This window comes from Burkholderia stabilis, from assembly GCF_001742165.1.
Classification (GTDB): domain Bacteria; phylum Pseudomonadota; class Gammaproteobacteria; order Burkholderiales; family Burkholderiaceae; genus Burkholderia; species Burkholderia stabilis.
The window spans coordinates 2595646-2620440 of the sequence record NZ_CP016442.1 but is presented as its reverse complement, the minus strand read 5'-3'; the positions used below and the strand labels follow the sequence as shown (position 1 = coordinate 2620440).

The window sequence follows — 24795 nt, the reverse complement described above, 5'->3', positions numbered from 1 at the left end:
AAATCCAGAGGGGGCAGTAAACCATGATTACCTTCACGTAGTCGGCCGCCGTCTTTTCGAATAATCCGTCATTAGCATTTTCATCGCCATTGATTAACGGCGAGGGGATTGCTTTTGCCGGCGTTTTCGCAGCACTGAACGATTCTTTCTACAATCGAGGTTTCAGTCATGTCGATCAACATTCGCAAGATGCGTTATCTGCCGCTCGTTGCCGCACTCGCGCTAGCCGGGTGCGGCGGCGACGATGGCGGCGTGGGCTCGGCTTCCGCGCTCAGCTCCGCCGGCGCGCCGCAACCGGGCTCTTCGCCCGCCGTCACCGCGCCGCCGAGCGCATCCAACGTCGACAAGAGCGTATCGCCTGTCGAGCTGCCGGACACCGTGGTGCCCGTGAACTACCGGCTGTGGTTCCGCCCGAACGAAGCGCTGAACGCGTTCGATGGCCGCGCCGACGTCGAGATCAAGGTGTTGAAGCCGGTCAACAACATCGTGATCGCCGGCCACCGGATCAAGTTCACGAATGGCCGCATCACGCTGCAGCCGGGCAACATCCAGTTGATCGCGACGCCGCAGGACAAGGGCGACTTCTACCAGCTGCGCCCCGTCAGCGGCTCGATCTCGCCGGGCAACTATTCGCTGCACATGGAATGGTCGGGCATCATCAACTTCAAGTCGTATGACGATCCCGTCAAGAAGACGGGCGGCAGCTGCGGCGACGATCCGTATCCGGGCTGCTCGGCCGCGGAAGGCATCTTCCGCGTCGACCTGAAGAGCACCGACGGCACGACGAGCGGCGCGATCCTCACGCAGGGCGAAACCAACCTGTCGCGCCAGTGGTTCCCCGGCTGGGACGAACCGGCGTTCCGCCCGACCTATGAAGTGACGGCCGAAGTGCCGCAGAGCTGGCGCGTCGTGTCGAACGCGGCCGAGAAGCCGTCGACCAGCATCGGCGGCGGCTACAAGCTCGTGCAGTTCGAGAAGACCCCGCCGATGTCGTCGTACCTGCTGTTCTTCGGCGGCGGCCTGTTCGACACGTACGAGGACGACTTCACGAGCCCGCTGCCGGGCGGCAAGGGCGGCCTGCACCTGCGCGTGTTCACGCCGCCGGGCATGAGCGACTGGGCGAAGCCGGCGATGGACCGCACCAAGCAGGCGCTCGACTTCTACTACCGCTACACGGGCATTGCGCTGCCGCTCACGAAGTTCGACACGGTGGCTGCAAACGACGCGTTCAAGGACCAGAAGGACCTGAACTTCGGCGGGATGGAGAACTGGGGGTCGATCCTCGAGTTCGCCGACGACATCCTGCCGCAGCCGGGCCAGCCGATGTCGCACTACGGCAACGAGGTGCTGACGCACGAAGTCGCGCATCAGTGGTTCGGCGATCTCGTCACGACCGACTGGTGGGACAACGTGTGGCTCAACGAGTCGTTCGCGACATTCTTCGAGACGAAGACGACGATCCAGTTCTTCCCCAACGAGTTCAGCTGGCTCGACCAGGTGAAGAACAAGTACCGCGTGATCAATCGCGACATCGGCCCGAACGCGTTCCCGGTCGCGCCGAACTTCAACGGCTGGGCGTCGAACGACTTCGTGCTGAGCGCGAGCGCGTTCACGTACGACAAGGGCGGCCACGTGCTGAAGACGCTCGAGAACTATCTCGGCGAGCAGACTTTGCGTAAGGGCCTGCAGCAATACCTGGTCGACTATTCGTTCGGCAACGGCACGCCGAAGCGCCTGTGGGATGCGCTGTCGAAGGAAAGCGGTCAGGCGATCGGCGCGATCGGCGACAGCTACGTGCGCCAGACCGGCGTGCCGCTGATCTCGCTCGACACGCAGTGCGACCTGACGAAGAACCAGACGGTCGTCACGCTGAAGCAGCAGCCGTTCCCGAACAAGAACGCGTATCCGGGCCTGCAGTGGACGGTACCGATCACGCTCGCGTACGGCCAGGGTCTCGCGAAACGCACGACGCTCGCGCTGAAGGACACGCAGACGCAAACGCGGATCGACGGCTGCACGGGCGTGGTCGCCGACCCGAGCGGGCTCGACTATTACGTCGTGAACTACAGCGACGCGGCATGGAGCGGGCTGCTCACGCAGGTCAACCGCTCGACCGATCCGGTGCTGCTGTCGAACCTGCAGAGCGAGGCCGCGCTGCTCGTCGCGAACAACCTCGCGCCGGCTTCGCGCTCGACGTCGATCGGCTCGGTCGCTTCGCCGGCCGCGATGAAGCTGCGCCAGACGCCGACCTTCGGCGGCATCGAGCTGACGACGAAGGAACGTCCGGCACTGCACTATCAAGGCGTATTCAAGCCGCGCAAGGTACTTACGCAGTAACGGTGCTCACCCGGCCGGCGCCGCACAGCCTGCGACGCCGGCCGGCGTACCGGTGTCTCCGACCTTTGACGGGCCTCGCTTGCGAGGCCCTTTTTTATTTCGGCACGCTGCGCGCCGCGCGCCGCGCGCCGCCGTTGCCTGCCGCCATCACGCCCACGCGGCGTCCCACGCCGGCTGCGCGAACCACGTCGCCAGGAACGCGACGAGCCGCGATGCGCGCGCGCTGCCGCGCGCCTGCTGGCGCAACACGTGGATCGTCGCCTGCTCGGGCGCCGCCGCGTATTGCGGCAGCACCGCGCGCAGCCGCCCGTCGCGCAGCGCGTCCCCCGCGAGCCAGGTCGGCAGGTGCGCGAGCCCGAGCCCGTCGATCGCGGCTTCGAGCAACGCTTCCGAATGATTGCTGCGAAACCGGGGCTGCGCCGGCACGTGGCGGCGCCCGTCGAAACGCCACGCGCCCGGCGGCGGCGCGCCATGCCACGCGAGACAGTCGTGCCCGGCCAGCGCGTCGGGCGATTCGGGCTCGCCGCGCCGCGTGAGGTAAGCCGCGCTCGCGCACAGCACGCGCCGCTGCGGCGCCAGCACGGTCGCGACGAAGCGCGTGTCCTCCAGCGGGCCGATGCGCACCGCGAGATCGACGTCGGCGCCGAGCCGCGCGCCCTGCAGGTCGACCATGCTGTCGGTCAGCATCAGATCGACCTGCAGCGCCGGATGACGCTGCATGAACGCGGCCAGCGCGGCCATCAGGTGCAGCCGCCCGAACGGCGCCGGACAGTCGACGCGCAACAGCCCGCTCGGCTCGTCGTGCTGGCTGTGCAGGTCTTCCTGCAAGCCGCGCAGCTCCGCCAGCATCCGCATCGCGCGCTCGTACAGCAACTGCCCGGCCTCGGTCGGCCGCAGCGCATGGGTGGTGCGATGCAGGAGACGGATGCCGAGCTGCGCCTCGAGCCGGTCGATGCGCCGCGTGACCGACGATGCGGCAACGCCCAGCCGGCGCGCGGCCGCCGAGAAGCTCTGCTGGTCGACCACGTCGACGAACAGCGCCAGATGCGGGGAAAGGAAGTCGTCCATTCGGGGGCCTCGGGTTTTGCTGTGCATGAATCGCAAAACAATCATCCGCCTTTGCGCGTTTCCGCGTCAAACCGGGCCGACTAGACTGCGTTCATCCTTTTCACGCGTTGCACGCGCCGCCCGCCGGGCCGCGCGGCCACCATCCGCCACGGAGATCATCATGCGCAGCATCCGCTTCGACGCCCCCGCCGCCGACATCGAGTCGCTCGACGCGCGCGTCAGGGAAATCGACCCGCCGGTACCGGCCAACGACCAGATGCTGATCGAGGTGCGCGCGGCCGGTGTCAACCCGAGCGACGTGAAAGCCGCGCTCGGCCGCATGCCGCACGCGGTATGGCCGCGCACGCCCGGCCGCGACTGGGCCGGCATCGTCCGAAACGGTCCGGCCGAATGGATCGGCGCGCCCGTGTGGGGATCGGGCGGCGATCTCGGCGTGGGACGCAACGGCTCGCACGCCGAATGGCTCGTGCTCGATGCCGCGCAGGTGCGCCGCAAGCCGGCCGTGCTGACGCTCGACGAAGCCGCCGGCGTCGGCGTGCCGTTTGTTACCGCCTACGAGGGCTTGCGGCGGGCAGGCATGCCGGCCGCCGGCGACGTCGTACTCGTGTTCGGCGCGAACGGCAAGGTCGGCCAGGCCGCGATCCAGCTCGCGACCGCGCGCGGCGCGACGGTGATCGGCGTCGAGCGCCGGCCCGGCGGCTATCGCGGCCACGCGTCGGGCGACGTGAGGATGATCGACGCGTCGAGCGGGCCGGTCGCCGACGCCGTGCGTGCGGCGACCGGCGGCCACGGCGCGGACATCGTCTACAACACGGTCGGCAGCCCGTATTTCGAAGCGGCGAACGCGTCGATGGCGATCGGCGCGCGGCAGATCTTCATCTCGACGATCGACCGCAGCGTGCCGTTCGACATCTTCGCGTTCTATCGCGGCCAGCATACGTATGTGGGCGTCGACTCGATCCAGCTCGCCGGCGCCGCGGTCGCGCAGATCCTCGACACGCTCGCGCCCGGCTTCGGCAACGGTACGCTGCGCCCGTTTCCGATCGGCGACGACTACGTGTACCCGCTCGAACGCGCGCAGGATGCATACCGCGCGGTGCTGGCCGGCGCGCGCGAGCGCGTCATCCTCAAGCCCTGACGCCGGGCCGCACGGGAGACTGCCATGATGGATTACGTGATGTCGCTCGCGGTGGGACTCGGCGTGGGCGTGCTGTACGCGCTGCTGCACGTGCGCTCGCCGGCTCCGCCGCTCGTCGCGCTCGTCGGCCTGCTCGGAATGGTGATCGGCGAGCGCGCGATCGCGCTGCTGCGCTGAGGCGGCGCGGGCGGCCCGTCAGCGGGCCGGGCCGCCGCGCCGGCGGAGCCAGTACGCGTATGCGCCGATCGCGACGAGCATCAGCGCATCGACCGCGCCGAGCATCGGCAGCGGATCGCTCCATTTGTCCATGTTGACGGTGCGCGCGTAGTACGGCGGCCCGTCGCCGTAGGCTTCGCTGACGTTGACGACGTTGAACGCAACGACGAGCGCCAGCACCACGAGCAGCACCGCGCCGACCAGGATGCGCCGTACCCGCATGTCAGTACCGCACCGTCAGCGGAATGAAGCAGTCCGGCGAATCGGCGATCGCCGAATCGATCTCCTTGACGAAGTTTTCCATCCCCGCATGCAGGTTGATGCAGCCTGCCGACCCGGGATGCGTGCCGCCGTGGATGAAGAATCCGCCGCGGCCGAAAGTCTGCGTGCCCGGCAGCACGTGGATCGTGAGCCGGTGATCGCCCCCCACCCGTCGCGCGGCGTCACGTTGTACCAGTGGTTGGTCCATACCTGCGACGGCTGGACCCAGTAATTGCCGGCCGGAATCGGGCCGCCGGCACCCTTTTGCTGGCGCTCGGCGGAATAGTCGAACCGCCCGTTGGCGTCCGGCTGCCCGGACACGGCGGGGTAGACCCTGCTCAGTCCGCCGGATACGGTCAGCACGCGGCCGTCGAAACGCAGCGTGATCGTCGAGCGGCCGCACATCGGCACGCTCGGCATGCCGCGTTCCGCGGCGTATCGGTTGGTCATGACGTTTGCCCTCGGTTTGTTTTTTTGCGGATTGTAGGCATCCGGACGAATGCCGTCCAGCTTGCGCCGCACAACCCGCGCGCCCGCGCTAGCGGTCGTTGCGGCGGCGGAACGCCCACCACGCGGCGAGCGCCGTGAAGCTCGCGACGAGCACCACCATCAGCCAGAAGCCGTGCTTGTTCTCCGCAAGCGGCACGCCGCCGACGTTCATCCCGAAGAAGCCGGCGACGATGTTGATCGGCAGCGCGATCACGGTCACGAGCGTCAGCGTGAACAGCGTGCGGTTGTTCTGCTCGTCGAGACGCGAACCGATCTCTTCCTGCAACAGCTTGATCCGCTCGTTGAGCCCCGACAGATCGGCGAGCACCAGCGAGAACTCTTCGGTCGATTCGCGCAGCTCCTTGCACGTCCTCCGCGTGCAGCCACGCGGGCGGCTTCGCGAGCAGCCGGAAGATCGAACCGGGCTCGGGCGCGAGCATGCGCTGCAGGCGCGTCAGCGTGCGGCGCATCGCGCCGAGCTCGATGCGGCTCGACGTGAGCCGCTGCGACAGGAAGCGATCCTCGATACGGTCGACGTCGACGCTCGTGCGCCGCATGATCTGGATCAGCAGGTCGGCCTGGTCGCGCAGCAGGTGCACGAGCAATTCCGCGGGCGACCGGAACTGCTCGCCGTCGCGCACGCATGCGCGCAGCGTGTCGACCGAGCGCAGCGGCTTGAGCCGCGCGGTGACCATGATGCGCCGCTCGCAATGGACGAACAGCGTCGCGATTTCCGACGGCGTCAGCTCGAGGTTGAACATCACGTCGTTGACGACCGCGCGCAACGCGCCGTCTTCCTGCTCGATGCGCGTCGAGCGCGAACCTTCGTGCAGGAATTCGAAGAAGCTGTCCGGCAGCCCGAGATGCGTGCGCATCCAGCGCTCGCTCGCGCCGTGCGCGAGGTTGAAGTGCAGCCAGACGAAATCGTCCGACGCAGTCGCCTCACGCTCGCGGCACGCGTGCAGCCATGCGGCGGCCGCATCGGCATCGAGCACCGCGCCGGACCCGCCGGGAACGAAGCGGAATCCGCACACCATGCCGGACGTATCGGCGCCGTAAGTCTGTACGATCAGGTCCATCGTGTCGAAGGTCGTGCGGCGCGCGGCGCGCCGCACATCGCGGGTCGCGGGCCCGCGCCGGGAAAAGAAAGGAGACGTATGCCCGACGGGCGTGACGCGCTCGTGACAGCGTCACGCGGCATCATACCGGCAGCGCCGGCGCCCCAAAAGCAACGCGCCGCCCGGTGGGCGGCGCAGGTATGGCATCGCGGCATGCGCGAGACGGGTTACTGCCGCGTTTCCGACTGCGCGGCGCTCGGGCATGCGGGGTCCTTGCCCCAATGGCCGTCGCATACGCGCCAGCGGCACAGCTGATCCTCGAAGAAGCCGCGCTCCGCACACGCCTTCACGCGCGATGCCAGCGAGCCGGTCGCCGCCGTCTTGGTCGGCACGGCCTGTGCATTCTGCGCGGCGAGTTTCTTGTCGGCCGGCTTCGTGCGCGCGACGAGCGCCGCGAGCAGATCGGCATCCGGATCGTCCTTGCCGCCCGCCTTCGCGCTCGCGGTGCGAGTCGACGCCGCGTCGCGGCGCTTCTTCGCCTGCGCGAGCTCGGCTTCCTGTTCCTTGCGATGCTTGCGGGCTTCGGCCTTCGTCTCCGCCTTCGTGTCAGCCTTGCCGTGCGCCGCGATCTTCGCACTCTTCGCGGTGTCGGCCTTCGCGGTTTTCGTCGTCGCGGCGGCAGCAGCCGTGGCGGCGGCGGCAGCGCCAGCCGTGGCGGCACCCGATGCGTCGTCGGCGCCGCCGGCGAGCGCGCGCGACAGGCGGCTGTTGTCGGCGCCGGACGCGGACGATGCGGACGCAACGGTCTGGGAGGCCGCATCGTCGTTGACGATCGTGGCCGGTTGCGCGGCGGACGCGCCATTCTGCGCGACCTGCGCGGCGGCATCGCTGGCCGGTGCGGCCTTGGCCGGCGCGGTGGCTGCGGGCGCCGCGGCCACCACGGCGGCCGGTTCACCCGCCTGCTGCTGCCAGCGCCACGCGCCCCAGCCGCCGACGGCGACCACCAGTGCAACGACGGCCGCGATCGGCGCCTTCAGCGAACGGCGCGGCGGTTCGGCCGGCGGCGTGACACGTCCTTCCAGATTCGCGAGAATGCGCGACTGCTGAGCTCCTCCGTCGCCTGCCGGTTTCGTATCGGACAGCAGGCTGGGCGGAGTTTTCGAATTTGAATTTTCCGGCGCACTCATTCAGCGTCTCATTGAATCCTGGTTTAATTCACCGCGATAATATAGCCCGGCCTCTCGAAGCAGCCTGATTCTAAGAGCAAGCATTGCAAAACACAATCAATTCCAATTTCCGGGGATTTCTTTGATTGCCGTCGCACTCGTCGCCTATTTCGCCCTTGCCGTAGCAGTTGCGGCACTGTTGCTTTTACCGGGTATCCGCGCGACCGTTTTCGAATCCGTCGCCCAGTTTCACGGCCGTCTTACACGCCGTGCGAACGATCGCGCCGCACGCACGCGGAGTCAGATTGTTAAATCGGCAAGCGTTACGCGCGGTGCTTTAAACGACGTGCAAAATTTACTGGTTCGGCGGCGCTTGATGATTATGGTATCGGCAGGTATTCTTGCGACGCCGCCATTGGTCGCCATTGCGTTACGCGGCCGGCAATTGTTCCAGTACGACGACACGGCGCGCGTGCCCGACGAGAAAATCGCCGCGCTGCTGCAGGGCGAACAGCTCGTGCCGCCGCCGCCGCTGCCGCCGGAAGTCTTCGCCACCCGGGAAGTCGAGCAGGTGCGCCCGGCGCTCAAGGATGCGAGCCGCGACTGGAACCTGCTGGATCCGGATTTCCGTACGCGTTTGCTGCTGGTCTACAAGATCATGCACGAACAATATGGTTATGAAATGGCGCTGCTGGAAGGTTACCGGAGCCCGGAACGGCAGAACCGGCTGGCAGCGATGGGCGGCAACGTGACCAACGCGGCGGCCTTCCAGAGTTATCACCAATTCGGGCTGGCGGCCGATAACGCATTCCTGCGCGACGGCAAGCTGGTCATTTCCGAGAAAGATCCCTGGGCGATGCGCGGCTACCAGTTGTACGGCCAGGTCGCCGAGCAGGTCGGCCTGACCTGGGGCGGCCGATGGAAAATGATGGATCTCGGGCACGTGGAATACCATAAACCCGGTTTTAAACTGGGACGCGGCAGCTAGCCAGGGCTGCCGGACAGGAAATAATGAGGGCGGCATGGGGCTTTTTAATATCCCGGCAGGAAACGATATGGGCGGCGTAGAAAATCGTGCATTCCGGTGCGTGATTTTTTCCGGCCGCCGCTTCCGTTTTAAATCTCACAGCGTCCTTTCATTAATGCGCGCGCCTTCTCCGATGCCGCGGGCGCATTGATGCCAGCCCCCTTCATCCCGTTTGACAGCATGGCGACACATCGCGGCCCCACCCTTGCCGCTCGGCGCGCCTGTGTCGCCTTACCGAATCGCACCGGAACCTGAACGTCCTATGCAACGCATCCTCAACGTGCTGACTCATCCGCGAACGCTCTCGATTGTCGGGATCGTCGCGCTAGCGGCGATCCTCTTCATCGTCGCCGACATGCTGCAGCTGCCGCTCCTGTGGGCGGCGATCGCCTTCGCGGCGATCCTCGCGCTGTGGCTCGTCGTCGCGCTGTGGCGCCGCTGGCGCGTGAAGCGCGCGAACCAGCAGCTCGGCCAGGTGCTGGAGGAGCAGGCGGAAACCGGCAAGATCGCCGCGCCCGCCGCCGCCGCGCTCGCGCCCGATGCGAAGACGGCCGACCTCGACGTGCTGCGCACGCGCCTGTCGGACGCGGTGAAGACGATCAAGACGTCGAAGATCGGCCAGGTCTCGGGCGGCTCCGCACTGTACGAACTGCCGTGGTACATCGTGATCGGCAACCCGGCTGCGGGCAAGAGCAGCGCCGTGCTCAATTCCGGCCTGCAGTTCCCGTTCGCGGACAAGAACAGCGCCGTCATCCACGGCATCGGCGGCACGCGTAACTGCGACTGGTTCTTCACGACCGAAGGGATCCTGCTCGACACGGCCGGCCGCTATTCGGTGCACGAGGAAGACCGCAGCGAATGGCTCGGCTTCCTCGGCCTGCTCAAGCGTTACCGTCCGAAGGCGCCGATCAACGGCATCATCGTCACGGCGAGCATCGCCGAACTCACCGGCAACCGCCCCGAATTCGCGATCAACCTCGCGAAAAACCTCCGCCAGCGCGTTCAGGAGCTGACGGAAAAGCTCGAGGTGTTCGCGCCGGTGTACGTGATGTTCACGAAGGCCGACCTGATCACCGGCTTCACCGAATTCTTCAGCAGCAGCGACAAGCACGAGTACGACCGCGTGTGGGGCGCCACCCTGCCCTACGAGCCCGACGACAAGCGTGACGTCGTCGCGCAGTTCGACACGCACTTCGAGGAACTCTACGAAGGGCTGAAGGAGATCAGCGTCGCGCAGCTGTCGCTGTCGCGCGGCAACCAGCTGTCGCCGGGCCAGTTGAGCTTCCCGCTCGAATTCTCGACGATCAAGCCGTCGCTGCGCGCGTTCCTCGCGACGCTGTTCGAGAACAACCCGTTCCAGTACAAGCCTATTTTCCGCGGCTTCTACTTCACGAGCGCGCTGCAGGAAGGCGAAACCAACAGCACGGCCGCGCAGCGCATCGCGCATCGCTTCGGCCTCGACGCGAACGCGCTGCCGAAGCCGCACAGCGCCTTCTCGAAGAACGGCTTCTTCCTGCGCGACCTGTTCTCGAAGGTGATCTTCGCGGACCGCCAGACGGTGCGCCAGTTCGCGAGCCCGACCAAGACGCGGCTGCGCTACGCGACCTTCTTCGGCTTCGTCGCGGCGCTCGCGATCGCGCTCGGCGGCTGGACCTGGTCGACGATCGGCAACCAGCAGCTCGTCGCGAACGTGCAGGCCGACCTCGACAACGTCACGCGCCTGCAGCAGGGCCGCAACGACCTGCAGTCGCGCCTGCAGGCGATGGACATCCTGGAAGACCGGATCGAGCAGCTCGAACAGTTCCGCCGCGACAAGCCGCTGTCGGTTTCGCTCGGCCTGTACCAGGGCGACCGTCTCGAACAGCATCTGCTGACCGAGTACTACAACGGCGTGCGCCAGATCCTGCTCGCGCCGGTCTCGCAGAACCTCGCGTCGTTCATGAAGGACGTGAACGCGCACCCCGAACAGCTCGTGCCGATGACGCGCCCGCCCGAGTCGGGCGCCGTGCAGGCCGGCGCGCTGCCGGTTTCGACGAACGCCGCGGGCGCCGCGCCGCTGGCCGGCGCCGCCCTCGCCGCTTCCGGCGCCGCGCAGGCCGCCGCCCCGCAGCAGCAGGCCGCGCCGCAAGGCGGCCTCTACAGCGATGCGTCGCCGACCAACGTGCAGGACGCGTACAACGCGCTCAAGACGTACCTGATGCTGTCCGACAAGCGTCACGTCGAGCAGGCGCACCTGACCGACCAGCTCGCACGTTTCTGGCGCGGCTGGCTCGAGACGAATCGCGGCAACATGCCGCGTGACGAGATGATCAAGAGCGCCGAGCGCATGATCTCGTTCTACCTCGCCCGCGTGAACGACGACGACTGGCCGATGATCGACGCGAACCTCGCGCTCGTCGACCAGACCCGCGAGAACCTGCGCCGCGTCGTGCGCGGCATGCCGGCCCGCCAGCGCGTCTACGAGGAAATCAAGGCACGCGCGTCGACCCGCTTCGCGCCGATGACCATCGCGCGCATCGTCGGCGACGGCAACCAGGGCCTCGTGGCCGGCAGCTACGCGATTCCGGGCACGTTCACGCGCGAAGCGTGGTTCGACTACGTGCAGCCGGCGATCCGCGACGCGGCGACCAAGGAACTGCAGGCGAAGGACTGGGTGCTGAACACGTCGACGCAGGACGACCTGACGCTCGAGGGCAGCCCCGAGCAGATCCAGAAGACGCTCGTCGGCATGTACAAGACCGAATACGCGCAGCACTGGCAGAAGTTCATGCAGGGCATCGCGGTACAGGGCTTCAGCAGCTTCGGCCAGGCCGTCGACGGGATGAACCGCCTCGGCGACCCGCAGGATTCGCCGATCCGCAAGATCCTCGAGACCGCGTACGACCAGACGTCGTGGGACAACCCGTCGCTCGCGAACGTGGCGATCAAGAAGGCGCAGACGGGCGTCGTGAACTGGGTCAAGCAGCTGTTCACGCGCACGCAGGCCGGCCAGGTGGCGGCCGCCAACATCGACATCAACGGCAATCCGGCCGAGGTGCCGATGGGTCCGATCGGCCAGGAATTCATCGGGCTCGCGCGGATCGTCGCGACGCATGACGGCACGTCGATGCTCAAGGGCTACATGGATTCGCTGTCGAAGGTCCGGACCCGCTTCAACGTGATCAAGAACCAGGGCGACCCGGGCCCGGGCGCGCGCCAGCTGATGCAGCAGACGCTCGACGGCAACGGTTCGGAGCTCGCCGATTCGCTGAAGCTCGTCGACGAGCAGATGCTGACGGGCCTCACCGATTCGCAACGCAAGTCGCTGCGTCCGCTGCTGGTGCGGCCGCTGATGCAGGCGTTCGCGGTCGTGATCCAGCCGGCCAGCGCCGAAGTCAACAAGGTGTGGAACGCGCAGGTCTACCAGCCGTTCCAGAGCTCGCTCGCGACGAAGTACCCGTTCGCGGCGAGCGCGAAGGTCGAAGCCGGCGCCGGCGAGATCGCGCAGGTGTTCGGTCCGGACGGCTCGATCGCGAAGTTCGTCGGCACGACGCTCGGGCCGCTCGCGGTGCGCCGCGGCGACACGCTCGCCGCCCGCACGTGGGGCGACATGGGCATCGGGCTCACGCCGGACTTCACGAACGGCTTCGCGCGCTGGGTCGCACCACTCGCCGGTGGTGCGGCAGGCGGCGCGGCCGCGGCGTCCGAGCCGCAGACCGTGTTCCAGATCCTGCCGCAGCCGAGCACGGGCACGACGGAATACACGATCGCGATCGACGGCCAGCAGCTGCGCTACCGCAACACACCGCCGCAATGGACCAACTTCGTGTGGCCGAACCCGCAGGGCTCGCCGGGCGCGACGCTGTCCGCGACGACCTTCGACGGCCGCACGGTGCAGCTCGTCAACGAGCCGGGCCGCTACGGTCTCGAGAAGCTGATCAACTCGGCGCAGCGCAAGCGCCGTCCGGACGGCACCTTCGACCTGACGTGGGTACAGGGCAGCGTGAACGTGTCGGTGACGATGCGCATCATCAGCACGTCGCAACCGTCGGGCGGTGGCGGCGACCAGCCGCAGCAGCAGAGCCTGCGCGGCCTGCAGCTGCCGTCGTCGGTCGCCGACGCGAGCGCGGGCGCCGCGCAGAACGCGACGCAGTCCGGCACGGGCACGCCGGGCGCAGCGCCGGCCGTCGCGGCCGCCAACGCAACGAATGCACAGGGGGCGCAATGACGCAAACCGTACAGGCGCAGATCGCCTACTTCGGCAAGATTCCGTCGCGCGGCGACTTCGTGAAGAGCCCGCACAATCCGCAGCTGCTGCAGACGCTCGATCGCTGGATCGCGCAGGCGCTCGAACTGCTCGCGGAAGATCCGCGCTGGAAGCTCGTCTACGAGGATGCGAAGCCGATGCATTTCGCGTTCCTCGGTTCGCGCAGCAAGCTCGCGATCGCGGGCCACATGGTCGCGAGCCACGACGTGTCGATGCGCCGCTTCCCGTTCCTCGGCGCGACGGCGCTCGAAGTCGACCGGCCGCTCGCGTTCCTCGCGCGCAGCCCGCTCGCGTTCGCGCGGCTGTGGTCGCGCGTCGCGTCGCAGATCCCGCCGCTGCTCGGCAAGGACGAACCGCCCGGCGCGCTGCAGGCGCTCGGCGACACGCAGGTGCCGATCGACGTCGGCGGCCCCGGCACGTCGCATGACGGCGCCTTCAACGATTTCGTCGAACACCAGTCGCTGTACGGCCTGCAGGAAATGCTGCTCGAAAGCGGCCACCCCGTGCGGCTGCGCGGTGCGATGCTCGCGCTCGGTTCGCTGCTGCGGCCGGTGATGCAAAGCGGCTCGTCGCACATCGAGCGCGGCCTCACGCTGCCGCTGCCGGTCGATCCGTTCTACCGCAGCCTGGTCGCCGCGTTCTGGCTCGAACTGATCGCGCCGTTCGTCGCGCAGGCCGACTTCGAGCTGGCCATCTTCATCGGCACGATCGCCGAGCGCGAACGGCTCATCATCGGTTTCAACGGCGCGTCGGCGAAGACCCTGCTGAGCGTCGTCGATCCGCAGACCTACGCCGCCCACAACATCGACATCGACGATCCCGAGTGGATCGACGCCCATGCGCAAAACGATCACCAGATCAGCAAGCTCGTCAGCTACCTCGACCAACCGCAACTCTCGCTGCGCGTCGCCATCGACGCGTTCCGCGAAGCGTTCATCGGAGGCTGACGGGATGCGCCGCACGATTCACGCCAGACGCGCGCGCTTCTCGCCCGTCCTCGCCGCCCTCTTCGCCGCCGGCCTCGTCGCCAGCGGCGCGGCCTTCGCGCAGAACACGGGCGCGACCGTCACGCCGGTCGGCAACGGCACGGTCGCGACGACCGCACTGCCTTCGTCGAACGCGAACCCCGGCGCCGTGCCGGCGAACGCGTCCGGCACGGTGGTGCACGGCACGGCCGGCACCATCACGCCGCCGCCCGCGAACGCGGCGCCCGGGCAGGTGGTCGTCGGCGGCAAGGTGCCCGACGAGGCGACCAAGGCCGCCGTGCTGCAGAAGCTGCGCGATACCTACGGTGCGACGAACGTCGTCGACCAGATCGAGGTCGGCGACGTCGCGACGCCGCCGAACTGGAGCGCGAACGTGCAGAAGCTGCTCGGCGCGCAGCTCAAGCAGATCAGCAAGGGGCAACTGAAGATCAACGGCACGCAGATCGAGATGAAGGGCGAGGTGCACAACGAGGCGCAGCGCCAGCAGCTCGCGAGCGACATGGCGAACACGCTGAACCCGACGTATACGATCAAGAACGGGCTGCGCGTGTCGGCGTCCGAGCAGGGCGTGCTCGACCAGACGCTCGCGAACCGGACGATCGAGTTCGAAACCGGCAGCGCGACGCTGACGCCGCAGGGCAGGCTGATTCTCGACCAGATGGCGGCCGCGCTCTCGAAGATGCAGAACCGCACGGTCGACATCATCGGCCACACGGACAACTCGGGGAACCGGACGTCGAACATCGCGCTGAGCCAGGCGCGTGCGGACGCGGTGAAGGGTTATCTGATCACGAAGAGCATTCCGCCGCAGCAGATGACGACGACGGGCGTCGGGCCGGATCAGCCGATCGCGCCGAACGATACGGCGGATGGGCGGGCGAGGAATCGGCGGATCGAGTTCCGGGTGGGGCAGTAGGCGAGGCGGCGGCCCTTTTATGCGGGCCGCCTGCCGTCATTCCGTGGTGCCGGCGGAAGCCGACCGCCGGATGACATCTGCTAGAACGATGCGTCAGGCGCCATCAGCACCGGCTTCCGGTATTTGCGTTCCATCGTGCGCGGCAACTGGATCATCGTCACGCCGACCCGGACCATGATGCCGATCAACCACAGCGATGCGGGGAACGTGACGGCCGCGACAAAGAACAGCACGCCTCCCGTCCCGAAGTACATCGACAGCAGTCGGCCGAGCACGAGAAAGAATGGCGCAAGCGCCATGACGATCCATGAATGCCATTTGACGAACGGGCTTCTCTCGGCATAGATCGCGTCCAGAATCTCGAAGAAGTCCTTCCGGCAGACGATCGCATCGTCATCGACATCGAACGCCCTGCTCTCGAAATCCGAAGAGACGACATGGCGGGACAGTGCGACGCAGGAATACGCCAGCCAGTAGAGGGTGAGCCCGCCTCCGATCACCAATCCGGCGATTCGCGCGAGGATCGGCATCGGGGCAAAAACGAAGTAGTAGAAGTAAAAGGCGAGCCCGATCAGCGCATAAGCCGACAGCAAGCTGATCAACCTGAGCCATCCATAGACGATGAATTTCTGTGTGCCCCGGCACGCGACCCAGCAAATCACCGGCGTTGCTACGCATACCACGGCAATCGCCACGCTGATTTTCCCGGGCAAGCTCGACACACCGTAATCGAACTGGTAAGCGGTAAACGCCAGCGCAACCGCCAGCGCGTTCAGCAGAATTCCTGCCCATACAGCCTGAGCGACGGCTGGCGACAGTGATTTCTCCGTGCCTTTAGCGACGACCTCATTGCTCATGGCATGGCTCCGAACATCGACGGGCGGCGACAGGAATGTCGCCGCCCGTTTTTCATGGCCGGCTGCCGACCGTCAATGAATGGGCGGCGTCGCGCCACCCTTGTAGCCCTTGGCCCATTCCTGGCTCTGCTTCGCCGCCTGATCGATGCGCGCGGCAGCGAGATCGTCTTTCTTGCGCTGCTTCGCTTCCTTGTCGAAATTGCTCGAACCGAATTCGTCCTTGTCCCGCGTGCGGAAGTACAGCGACGGCGCAAGCACATGGTCCTGCCAGCTCGTCAGCAACGTGTCGTGAACGAGCATGTCGAACAACGCCATCACGTCCGGCGGAAGCGGGTGCTTGCCTTCGATCCCCTCTTTCCAGGCCGACACCAGCTCCATCTGGGCTTCGGGCAGCATGGCCGCTTCGACTGCATCCGCGCTCGCCTTGTTGTTGGAATCCCACGAATCCGGCGTGTTCCGAATGCGCTCCGCGGATTGCCGCAGGCCGTCCTGATAAGTTGCCTGGCGCAGCTTCTTTGCCGACTCCTTTTCGAGACGCTCCCAGACCGTCGTATAGTCCTTCGGCGCTTCGGCGATCAGTTTTTCGTAGCGCTTCTGCGCCGCGTCGCTGGCCGCTTTCATCCCCCGCAGCGTCGACTGATCGGCCGGGCTGCGGCTGGCCAGCATGCTCATGTTGATGCCCTGCCGCTGCAGTTCCCAGTCGAGCTGCGACTTCGCCGTCTTGCGCTGCAGGTCGGCATCGGCCATGTTGCGCTTCCAGTCCGCGACCGGATCGGACATCGTGCGTCGAAACTCGGGATCCAGGTAGCGAGCCGCGATCCAGCGCATGAAGACTTTCGAATGCTCCATGAAGTCGACGCCCGGTTTACGGGGGACGAGGGCGCGGTAGGCATCGACGAGTTGCTTGATGCGGTATTGCTTGCCGCCACTGTTGATGGGTTGGGCGATCGTGAATTTCTTGAAGGTGTCCGGCTTCTTGTCCCGCAGGTCCTCCATCGTGTCCATGACGGAACCTGCCTTCAATGCCTCCAGTAGCATGTCTCTCAGAGGAATTCGCATCAGTTCCGCATTGAAGCCAAATGAGCCGTTGGGTGCACCGCCCACGACATCGCAACTTGTGCCTGGATAAAGAAACTGCTCACCACGTGTTTTCTCGAGGCTGTCGAGACGCTGATAAAAGCGCATCTCGTGGGCAGCGGCAAAATGAACGCAGCGCTGCACGCTGGCCGGTATGGCGAGAGGACGATCCTTGAAGCTGGTTTTGAGCATTCCCAGGTAAGGCACCATGCCAATCAGTTCGCCGGCCTCTTCCGACATGACCGACGAAACGGCATCGAGCAGCCCGACAAACTTGATCTGGATCGATACACCATCGATGGCGAGATCCGTGTCGTCCCTGCGCTTGTATTTCTCCGCCAGATCATTGATGAACGCACGCGCGAGCACGCATCCGCGGTCCGCGCCGAACACCGATACCTCGATGGTCCGGATTTTCTGCCTATGCGTCTTGACGGCGTCGTACGCAGCCTTGAACTGGTCTTTGGCCGCGATCAACCGGGTATCGACACCCGTCCCGAAAGCCTTGGCCATGACGGAATTGTCGCGGACGATCGGCACATTCTCCATCGCTATGCCGACGAAAAGACTGCGCGCAACCGCCCAGCCCGCCTTCATCGGCGCGCCCTTGACGTTGTTCTTGAAGTCGTTCTTCGCGTTGCGCCACAGCAGCGTTCCGGTCGCCTTGGTTCGCTCCCAGTATCGTTCCGGCGACGCATTCAATACGTTCATGACACGCCGCGCCTGAGCGGGAATGTGCTCGATATCCTTCCGAAGATCCTGGAATGCCTTGTCGATGGGGCGAAGCGAAAAATCCCCTTCGAGAAATCCATCGAGTAACTGTTTCTTGACGTCGTCGACACGCTTTTTGACGCTGGCCTGTTTGATTGCCGTATTGACGCGCATGAACGACTTGGCGGTCGACTCCGCTCCGCTCAACGCCTTCTTGCCCGCCATCTTGGCTGCAGCTACGCTCGCATTGATCCACTCGTTAGCCTTGGCCGATTCGTTGACCGGCGTGCCCAGTCCCGAATAATAGAAGCGAAACCAAAACTGATTCGCGGGGCACTTCGGATCCTCGGTGTCGCGATGCGCGTCCCAAAGCCGCGCGATATTGGAGTACTGCGAACTCGATTTATCGTCGATATCGCGATGGCGTCCAAATGCATCGAAGAAAAAACCCATACGAATCGTCGCCCCGCAAGGCATGCAATCGCCCTTCGGGTACATGGTCGCGTTCTGGTTGGCGATTTGCGCGTATACGGATGCCGGTGTCGCGTCATCCGGATCGAGCTTGATTCTCTCAGCCATGCTGCTTCTCCTCTACCCGCTGTGGCGGCAATAACCCGTCGGGGACGGCAGGCACGGTAACCGATCTGAACTTATCGCTCACCAACTCAGCGAGCACGTTCTTGGGCAGTGACTGCATCGATTTTGCGAACGCGCCAGGCTTTCCGGCGGCTGCCCGCAAGACACGCTGTATCTCCGGGTGAGCATCAAATCGACCGTTCACGAGCAAGCCAAAGTACGCATACTGCTCGAGATCGTTCCGGTCGGTCAGCCGGTATTTCAACCACGCCGAAGCCACCACGCGTGCAATGCGACGATGCGACTGCCCATCGGTGTCATCGAACTTTTTATCCAGTTGCTCCTGATAGTGACTCGCCATCCATCGCGAAACATCCACGATCGGAACGCGTGACTCGTCCAGAAGCTCGCCGGGAAACTGAAACTCGACGTGATGATCCGGGTAGAAATGAACTTCGAGAATACGACTACCAACTTTTTCGGGGAGGGCCGACGGTGGCATCACGACCTTTGTTTCGACTTGCTGCGTATGCGAATCGCCCATCGTCCATCGATCTGCGTCGTAATACTTCCACTTGACCGTGAATTCCGTGCCCTTGAGCTTGTAACAGCACGCGACACTCCCGCCGCCGCTGCCGGGCGGATCATCTCCGCCACCGCTCGCTTTGTTGCCGTAAGCGTCCGTAATGGTGAAACCGTTCATGTTGTAGGGAAGATAATTCCGCCCCATCACCGAAATCCCACTGTAGATCGGTTCCGATTTCCCGCATGCAGTTACGGCCACCGCGAGCAAGCACCCTGCCAGAACACGACTCACCAGACTCGACAGTTTCATTGCTCTATCCATTGATGTTTCCCTTCCGAATCGTGCCCTGCACGCCATACCGACATCGACCAGCCTCAATCATCCGAATATCGTCAGCGACATAGGCCTCTGAGCACGCCACATATACTTCCGCCGTCGCGCCCCTACCTCGTGCCGACGCCTACATTTCATCGATCCCGCCCGTCTACGTCGCAAATCGCATCCAAAACGCACCCGATGCGATCATCCACGCGCCGCATCCTCTGCACGTGGCGGCGGCAGCAGGCCATCGGGAATCGTCGGCACCGCCACCGCTTCGAACTCGTCAGTCGACAACACGGACAACACACGCTTCGGCAACGACTCCATCGCTCTCGCAAATATCCCCGGCTTGCCGGCGGTCGACTGCAGCACACGCTGAACCTCAGGATGTGCATCGAAACGGCTGTTTACGAGCAGACTGAAGTACGTGTACTGCTCCAGATCGTCACGGTCGGTCAGTCGGTATTTCAACCACGCCGCCGCAACGACACGCGCGATGCGACGAAACTGCTGGTCCTCACGCTCGTCGTATCGTTTGTTCAATTGCGCCTGATACCGGCTCGCCATCCAGCGCGACACGTCGATCATCGGAATACGCGATTCATCCATCAGCGCGCCGGGAAACTGAAACTCGACGTGACGATCCGGATAGAAGTGCACTTCGAGAATTCGATCACCTACCCTCTCCGGAACCTGCGACGGAGACAACGTAGCCTTCGCCTCGGCGTGAAGCGTTTCGTCGTTGCCTTTGTGCCATTGATCGACATCGACATAGTCCCATTTGACCGTGAACTCGGTACCCTTGAGCTTGTAGCAACAAGTCACCCCACCTCCGCCACCCGGCAAGCTATTCCCTCCACCTGCCTTGTTTCCATAGGCATCGATGATCGTAAATCCATCCAGGTTGTACGGCAGATAGTTGTGAGCGATCACCGAAATCCCGCCATACACCGGCTCCGATTTCCCGCATGCGCTAAAGGCCACTACAACCAGGCCCACCACCAGCACGGACCTAAGCCACGCCACCACGCGCCTCCAGCAATTCCCGCTCATGGGCATCGCGAATCGCATCCCACGTCGCGTCGTCGATCGCCATCAGCGCCGCATCGACACCGGTTTCCCCGCGCGACGCCGCTTCGAGGCTCGCCTTCACCGCCGGATGCTCGTCGAACTTCGGCGCGACCTGCACGCCCATCACGACGTAACACAGCAGTTCCGCTTCGCCGGAGACCCCGTGCCCCGCCGCGCGATCGAGTTGCTCGACGACCTGCTCGTACAGCGCTCCGTCGGACAGGTGATCGACCGCCGCCGCCATCGTCTCGCGAAACTTCAGCACGAGCTTGTCCGGATAGCCGAGTTCGATCAGTTGCGCATGCTGCTTCTCGCTCAAGCCCTGCACGTCGCCTGCCGGCGCAGCGTCGGCAGACGCTGGCGCAGCGTTGCGCCACACGACCTCCTCGAGCCGCCGGTTGCGATAGCGAATCTCGCCGAACGGCGCAACGAACTGCTGCGCCTGCGCGTCGCTCCACACCTGCCGCAGCCGTCCGAACACGTGATTGTCGAAAAAGAACAGGTAATACGCGCGACCGTTCGGCAGCGCGTACTTCACATATCTGCGCAAATGCGCGTCGAGTGCATCGAACGACCACGCCGACCAAAGCCACGTCACCGCGTGCAGATCAACCGCGTCCAGCCACAGCTGACGCAGCAGTCGATATTGCTCGCCCCCCTCGTCGTCGAGTGCCTGACGGTCGAAGGCAATCAGGTACGGTGCGATATCCGTATAAGCGTCGAGACCGGTATCCGTCCAGAGCGACGCGTAGCGCAGGCCGCGCACCGTCACAAGTTGCGTGTCCAGCTCCTGATAACCGCGCGTATCGACGATCGCATAGAGTCGAATCGGCTGGCTCTCGCCGGCCTCACCCGCCAGCGACGCTTTCAGCATCTCCAGAAATACCGGCCATTCCGGCTCGCGCGGATTCGGCGCAGCGTCGACGGCCTCGTTCACGTCGACGACATCTCGCCCGTCAACTATGTTGCCGCTGTCACTCACATCACTCATCAATCTGCCTCGACCATCGATTCGCGCCCGCTATGCGCGTTGAGCACGCATTGCTTGCAAGTGCCGCTCGGCATGGCGGGCAACGGATACGGCATGCTCGCCGGACCGCTGAACTCGTGCTGGGCACCCTTGAAGTCGATCTTCCCCGGCGCATGAATCTCGATATTGCCGCCCTTGATCCGCACGTACGCGCCGCCCGAGGTCAGCAGGATTTCCCGCTTGGCGGCCACATCGACGTTCTCGGTCGACGACACGAGCTTGACGAGCTTCTGCGCGGTCATCTCGATACTGTCCGCATGCGCCTGAATCTCGACCTTGCCCTTGCCCGCGAACAGCTTGATCCCGGCATTCTGGGCAAACAGGCTGATGCGATCCCGGATGCCGGCGACCAACGACTTCCCGCTGGTAATGAACGTGCTTTGACCGCTGACGATGCTGGCCTGCTGATCGCCCGACAGGTGCACCGACTGCTGCGACGCCATCCCGATCCCCGCCGGGCTCGCGAACAGCATCACCGGTTCCTTGAACGCATTCGCGTTACCGGTCCCGCCGCCCGCGGTCCTGCCGCCCGACGACTCACCCGCCACGCTGTTCCTGGTCGCATCGGCGAACTGCTTCAACGCATCGCGACCGGCACCGAGGTTTTCGGCCTGATGCGACTCGCTGACCTGCGACATCGATTCGATCAACCCGCCGGCCCCCGCGAGCTGCTGCTGCGCTTCGTTCACGTCGAGCGGCTGGCTGCTCGCCTGCTTCGGGTGCGTCGTGACGTACATCCCCTGCCCTGCACGCACGGCGCCATACGCATCCGTGCGCAGGTCGAAACCCGAGCCGAGATACGCGCCGCGCGTGTTGCCGTTCTGCTCGATCAGATAGCCGAGATGAAGCAGCGAATTCGCGCTGCTGCTGAACAGGCGCGTACGGTTCTGCCCGGTCGCGTCGTCGAGCACCATCTCGTTGTGCCCCGATCCCGCGTACTCCTTCGACCGGAAGCCCGACAGGATCCCGTCGCTGTGCCACTGCGGGCTGGCGGCTCCGTTGTAGACGCGATGCATCACGATCGGCCGGTCACAGTCGCCGCCGAGATAGCCGATCATCACTTCCTCGCCGACCCGCGGAATATGCACGCCGCCGTACCCGCCGCCGCTGTCCGACTGCACGACGCGCACCCAGCACGATGCGGTTTCGCGGCCTTCGCTCTGCCGGTCCCAGACGAACATGACCTTGATCCGGTTCAGCTCGTCCGTATAAACCTCCTCGCCCTTCGGCCCGACGACGACGGCCGTCTCGAGCCGCATCTCCGGCTTGCGATGCTCGAACGGGCTGCGATACGGCACGCTCGCACGCTGCGCCTCGACTTCGACGAGATAGAACCCTGCCGATCCGTCGTCATGACCGACCTCGAATGCAGCCGCTTCGCCGTGACCGGCCTTCGCCTGCGCCAGTGGGTCCTGCAGGCTGTGCGGGAAATTCGCTTCGTGGTCCGAGATCGGCAGGTTGTTCTCGATGTAGCGCAGCACCTTCAGGGCCGCGAACTCCCGGTCTTGCGCCGAATCGCGGTCGTGCTCGGGGTGATCCGCCAGCGTGAAGCGTCGCCCGGCGTCGATCCCGCGCACGCCGCCCACGCCGAAGAAGCGCTTCGCGCGCGACTCCCATTCCTCCAGCCGGATCTTCGACAGATGTTCGCCACGGTCCTGGCCTGCGTACGTATACGCGCCGGTGTACTCGTAGATTTCCGCCTGGTCCGGCAGATCGCCCTGGCCGGCCTTGGTCGGCAACGTCGTGCCGTTCGGATTGCCGGCCGACGACGGCGATTTGTAATCGAACGTGCGCGTCGTGTGCAGCGTGCTCTGCAACGTCCGCGACGCGGCCCATTGCGTAAAACCGGCGGTCTCCGTGCCCGTTCCCGAGCGGTCGAACCGGACGGTTTTCTCCGGCAACGCGTCGACCGCATGCAGATCGTCGGTGATGACGAGCGTGTGCGCCTTCCCGTCTTCGCTGTGTCGCCAGAAGCAGAACAGCCCTTCGTCTTCCATCAGGCGATGCACGAAGTTCCAGTCGGTTTCGCTCTGGCGACAGTACGAGCGGGACGGCAACGGCTTGGACAGCGCGAACTGATAGTGCCCCCTGGCCTGCGGATGCGCGTCGAACACGTCGGAGAGGATCGCGTCGACGCTCTTGTCCTGCCAGTACCGCATGTCGCTGCGGAACTTCAGAAAATGCATCCACGACGCGAAGCACAGCTGGTAGCTCGACAGGCTGCCGTCGGCGCCGAGCCGGCGCGCCGTATGGATATACCCGTTGATCGGCAGATACGACTTGTCGGCCTGCTGGATCCACAGCGTGATCGGCTGCGCGATCAGCGTCTTGAGTTCGACGTCGCTCGCGGTGGACACAAGATCGAGCGCCACGCTGAAGTCGCGTCCCAGTTCGGAACAGGTCACGGCGCGGCGCGGCACGAGCGCATTGTTCGGCAACGACGGGATGTCCGTCTTCAGCAGGCGATCCTGCTGAATCAGGCCGCCCCGAATCGCCTGTGCGATTTCGGTCACGTTCATGCGATATCCATCTTGTTGTTTGCCGCGAACCCGACGGGGCACGCGCTCTCAGGTTAGCCGGCCATCGCTTACGACTGCTCGTCCGGCCTCACGCCCAGCAGCTCGCGAATATGCGACAGCGAGCCGTCGTCCTTCACGACGCTCTCGAGCCACTTGTGCAGCGGCATGTCGGCCCATTCGGCCGCCTTGTCGGCAAGGTACGCGACCGGGCTGTGCGGCTCGGTCTGACGGAAATAACGTGCGACCGCGCGCAACTGGTCGACGGCCTGCGCGCGGTTCTGGATGCCGGCGATCATCTGCGTCACCGGCGGACGCGGAGCGGTCTGCGACTGCACGTGAGTCTCCTCGATCTGGATCGGGTCGCCGAAGCTCGGCTCGATACGCTCGGGCTGCGCGGGCGGCGCCGCCTGCGTGTGCGGCGCGCTGCCCGTATAGCCCTGCTCGCGCGCAAAGCGCTCGGCGAGCCGGTACACGGTCTCGAACGCGTCGCGCGCCTGCCGGAAGCTCGGCGCCAAATCGCCCGCGCGCTCGACGAGCCGCTCCTCGAACGCGTCGAGCGCGAATTCGAACGCCTTCAGGTTCGCCAGCAGCGCCGTGTAGAACGCGATCGACGTGACGCGCCGCGACGAATCGATCTGGTCGATCGACGGCTTGCCGCGCGCGATGTCGTCCGCGTGTTCGGGGTCGCGCTTGATGGACTGCGCAACGTGCTGCGCCACTTCCCAGTCGAGCGTGCTGAACGCATTCGACGCGCCGTCCGTCATCGGCACCGCGCGCAGCAGCTCGGCCGTGCGGCCGGAGAGCCACGCGACGTTGCCGAGCCGGTACTCGGTGTCATCGCCTTCGGGCAGCGGGTGCACGGTGTCCCAGTACTCGCGGCACAGGCCCTCGAGCAGCGCATAGCCTTCGGTGAGGCCGGTGATGCCGTCCTCGAGCGCGAGCGCCTCGGTCAGCCACACCGCGAGCCGCAGGTCCTTCGTGCGCGTGCGCAGCAGTTCGCCCGCATGGTCGACGACGAAGCCCCAGTCGGCCTCCTTGATCTCGGTCACCCATTCGCCCTGGTCGAGCGTTGGGTCGTCGTAGCGCCGCGCATCCTGGATCGCGTCGAATTCGTTCGAAAACAGCAGGTCGTCGCCGCTGGGCGACGATTCGCTGATCGGCGTCAGCAGCTCGGGGAGATTGATCGGCATGGTTCAGTG

General features: G+C 65.3%; 18 protein-coding genes and 1 pseudogene. 7 read left to right on the top strand and 12 right to left on the bottom strand.

Going from position 1 to position 24795, the window contains the following annotated elements; genetic code table 11:
- Nucleotides 1-168: 168 nt before the first annotated feature.
- The gene (locus tag BBJ41_RS12240) at nt 169-2337 is read left to right on the top strand and encodes a M1 family metallopeptidase (protein WP_069746616.1); all 2169 of its coding nucleotides are present in this window, start codon (nt 169-171) and stop codon (nt 2335-2337) included.
- Nucleotides 2338-2484: 147 nt separating this feature from the next.
- Here BBJ41_RS12240 and BBJ41_RS12235 read toward each other — a convergent pair whose 3' ends face one another.
- Nucleotides 2485-3405 (bottom strand): LysR family transcriptional regulator, encoded by a 921-nt coding sequence (locus BBJ41_RS12235; protein WP_069746615.1) that lies wholly within the window; start codon nt 3403-3405, stop codon nt 2485-2487.
- 160 nt (nt 3406-3565) lie between these two features.
- Between BBJ41_RS12235 and BBJ41_RS12230 the strand changes: the two genes are divergently transcribed.
- Nucleotides 3566-4543: a quinone oxidoreductase family protein gene (locus BBJ41_RS12230; RefSeq protein WP_069746614.1), complete on the top strand. Its 978-nt coding sequence runs from the start codon at nt 3566-3568 to the stop codon at nt 4541-4543.
- 24 nt (nt 4544-4567) lie between these two features.
- Nucleotides 4568-4720, top strand: a complete 153-nt coding sequence (locus BBJ41_RS38950; protein ID WP_011350776.1) for a DUF1427 family protein — start codon at nt 4568-4570, stop codon at nt 4718-4720.
- 18 nt (nt 4721-4738) lie between these two features.
- On the opposite strand, the gene BBJ41_RS12225 is transcribed toward BBJ41_RS38950, so the two are convergent.
- The 4 genes and pseudogenes from BBJ41_RS12225 to BBJ41_RS12210 form a co-directional block, all read right to left on the bottom strand.
- Nucleotides 4739-4981 (bottom strand): hypothetical protein, encoded by a 243-nt coding sequence (locus BBJ41_RS12225; protein ID WP_069746613.1) that lies wholly within the window; start codon nt 4979-4981, stop codon nt 4739-4741.
- Nucleotide 4982: 1 nt separating this feature from the next.
- Nucleotides 4983-5228, bottom strand: a complete 246-nt coding sequence (locus BBJ41_RS38945) for a DUF2778 domain-containing protein (RefSeq protein WP_236872019.1) — start codon at nt 5226-5228, stop codon at nt 4983-4985.
- A gap of 330 nt (nt 5229-5558) precedes the next feature.
- Nucleotides 5559-6588: pseudogene (locus tag BBJ41_RS12215) on the bottom strand (transporter).
- A 206-nt stretch (nt 6589-6794) separates the two neighbouring features.
- Nucleotides 6795-7754, bottom strand: coding sequence for a phage tail protein (locus tag BBJ41_RS12210; RefSeq protein WP_069746612.1), 960 nt, complete (start codon nt 7752-7754; stop codon nt 6795-6797).
- 121 nt (nt 7755-7875) lie between these two features.
- Here BBJ41_RS12210 and BBJ41_RS12205 point away from each other — a divergent pair, with 121 nt between their 5' ends.
- The 4 genes from BBJ41_RS12205 (at nt 7876) to BBJ41_RS12190 (ending at nt 14908) form a co-directional block, all read left to right on the top strand.
- The gene (locus BBJ41_RS12205) at nt 7876-8721 is read left to right on the top strand and encodes a M15 family metallopeptidase (protein WP_069746611.1); all 846 of its coding nucleotides are present in this window, start codon (nt 7876-7878) and stop codon (nt 8719-8721) included.
- A 301-nt stretch (nt 8722-9022) separates the two neighbouring features.
- Complete coding sequence (tssM, locus tag BBJ41_RS12200) at nt 9023-12967, top strand: type VI secretion system membrane subunit TssM (RefSeq protein WP_069746610.1); 3945 nt, start codon at nt 9023-9025, stop codon at nt 12965-12967.
- Entirely contained in the window at nt 12964-13953 is a 990-nt protein-coding gene (gene tagF, locus BBJ41_RS12195; protein WP_069746609.1) for a type VI secretion system-associated protein TagF, read from the top strand. Before tssM ends, tagF begins: the two co-directional genes overlap by 4 nt.
- Nucleotides 13954-13957: 4 nt before the next feature.
- Nucleotides 13958-14908 carry an OmpA family protein gene (locus tag BBJ41_RS12190; RefSeq protein WP_069746608.1) on the top strand — a complete coding sequence of 317 codons (951 nt, stop codon included), beginning with the start codon at nt 13958-13960 and terminating at the stop codon, nt 14906-14908.
- An 80-nt stretch (nt 14909-14988) separates the two neighbouring features.
- Here the strand turns inward: BBJ41_RS12190 and BBJ41_RS12185 are convergent, their stop codons facing one another.
- The 7 genes from BBJ41_RS12185 to tssA form a co-directional block, all read right to left on the bottom strand.
- On the bottom strand, nt 14989-15765 hold the full coding sequence (locus tag BBJ41_RS12185; protein ID WP_156814778.1) for a hypothetical protein: 777 nt from the start codon (nt 15763-15765) through the stop codon (nt 14989-14991).
- Nucleotides 15766-15837: 72 nt separating this feature from the next.
- Nucleotides 15838-18132: a DUF2235 domain-containing protein gene (locus BBJ41_RS12180; protein WP_069746606.1), complete on the bottom strand. Its 2295-nt coding sequence runs from the start codon at nt 18130-18132 to the stop codon at nt 15838-15840.
- Nucleotides 18125-18964, bottom strand: coding sequence for a DUF3304 domain-containing protein (locus tag BBJ41_RS12175; RefSeq protein ID WP_156814777.1), 840 nt, complete (start codon nt 18962-18964; stop codon nt 18125-18127). The genes BBJ41_RS12180 and BBJ41_RS12175 overlap by 8 nt, the downstream gene beginning before the upstream one ends.
- 213 nt (nt 18965-19177) lie before the next feature.
- Nucleotides 19178-20029 (bottom strand): DUF3304 domain-containing protein, encoded by an 852-nt coding sequence (locus BBJ41_RS12170; protein WP_069746604.1) that lies wholly within the window; start codon nt 20027-20029, stop codon nt 19178-19180.
- The gene (locus BBJ41_RS12165) at nt 19989-21038 is read right to left on the bottom strand and encodes a DUF4123 domain-containing protein (protein ID WP_069746603.1); all 1050 of its coding nucleotides are present in this window, start codon (nt 21036-21038) and stop codon (nt 19989-19991) included. Before BBJ41_RS12165 ends, BBJ41_RS12170 begins: the two co-directional genes overlap by 41 nt.
- Complete coding sequence (locus BBJ41_RS12160) at nt 21038-23596, bottom strand: type VI secretion system Vgr family protein (RefSeq protein ID WP_069746602.1); 2559 nt, start codon at nt 23594-23596, stop codon at nt 21038-21040. The genes BBJ41_RS12165 and BBJ41_RS12160 overlap by 1 nt, the downstream gene beginning before the upstream one ends.
- Before the next feature lie 68 nt (nt 23597-23664).
- On the bottom strand, nt 23665-24786 hold the full coding sequence (gene tssA / locus BBJ41_RS12155) for a type VI secretion system protein TssA (protein ID WP_069746601.1): 1122 nt from the start codon (nt 24784-24786) through the stop codon (nt 23665-23667).
- Nucleotides 24787-24795: the final 9 nt, after the last annotated feature.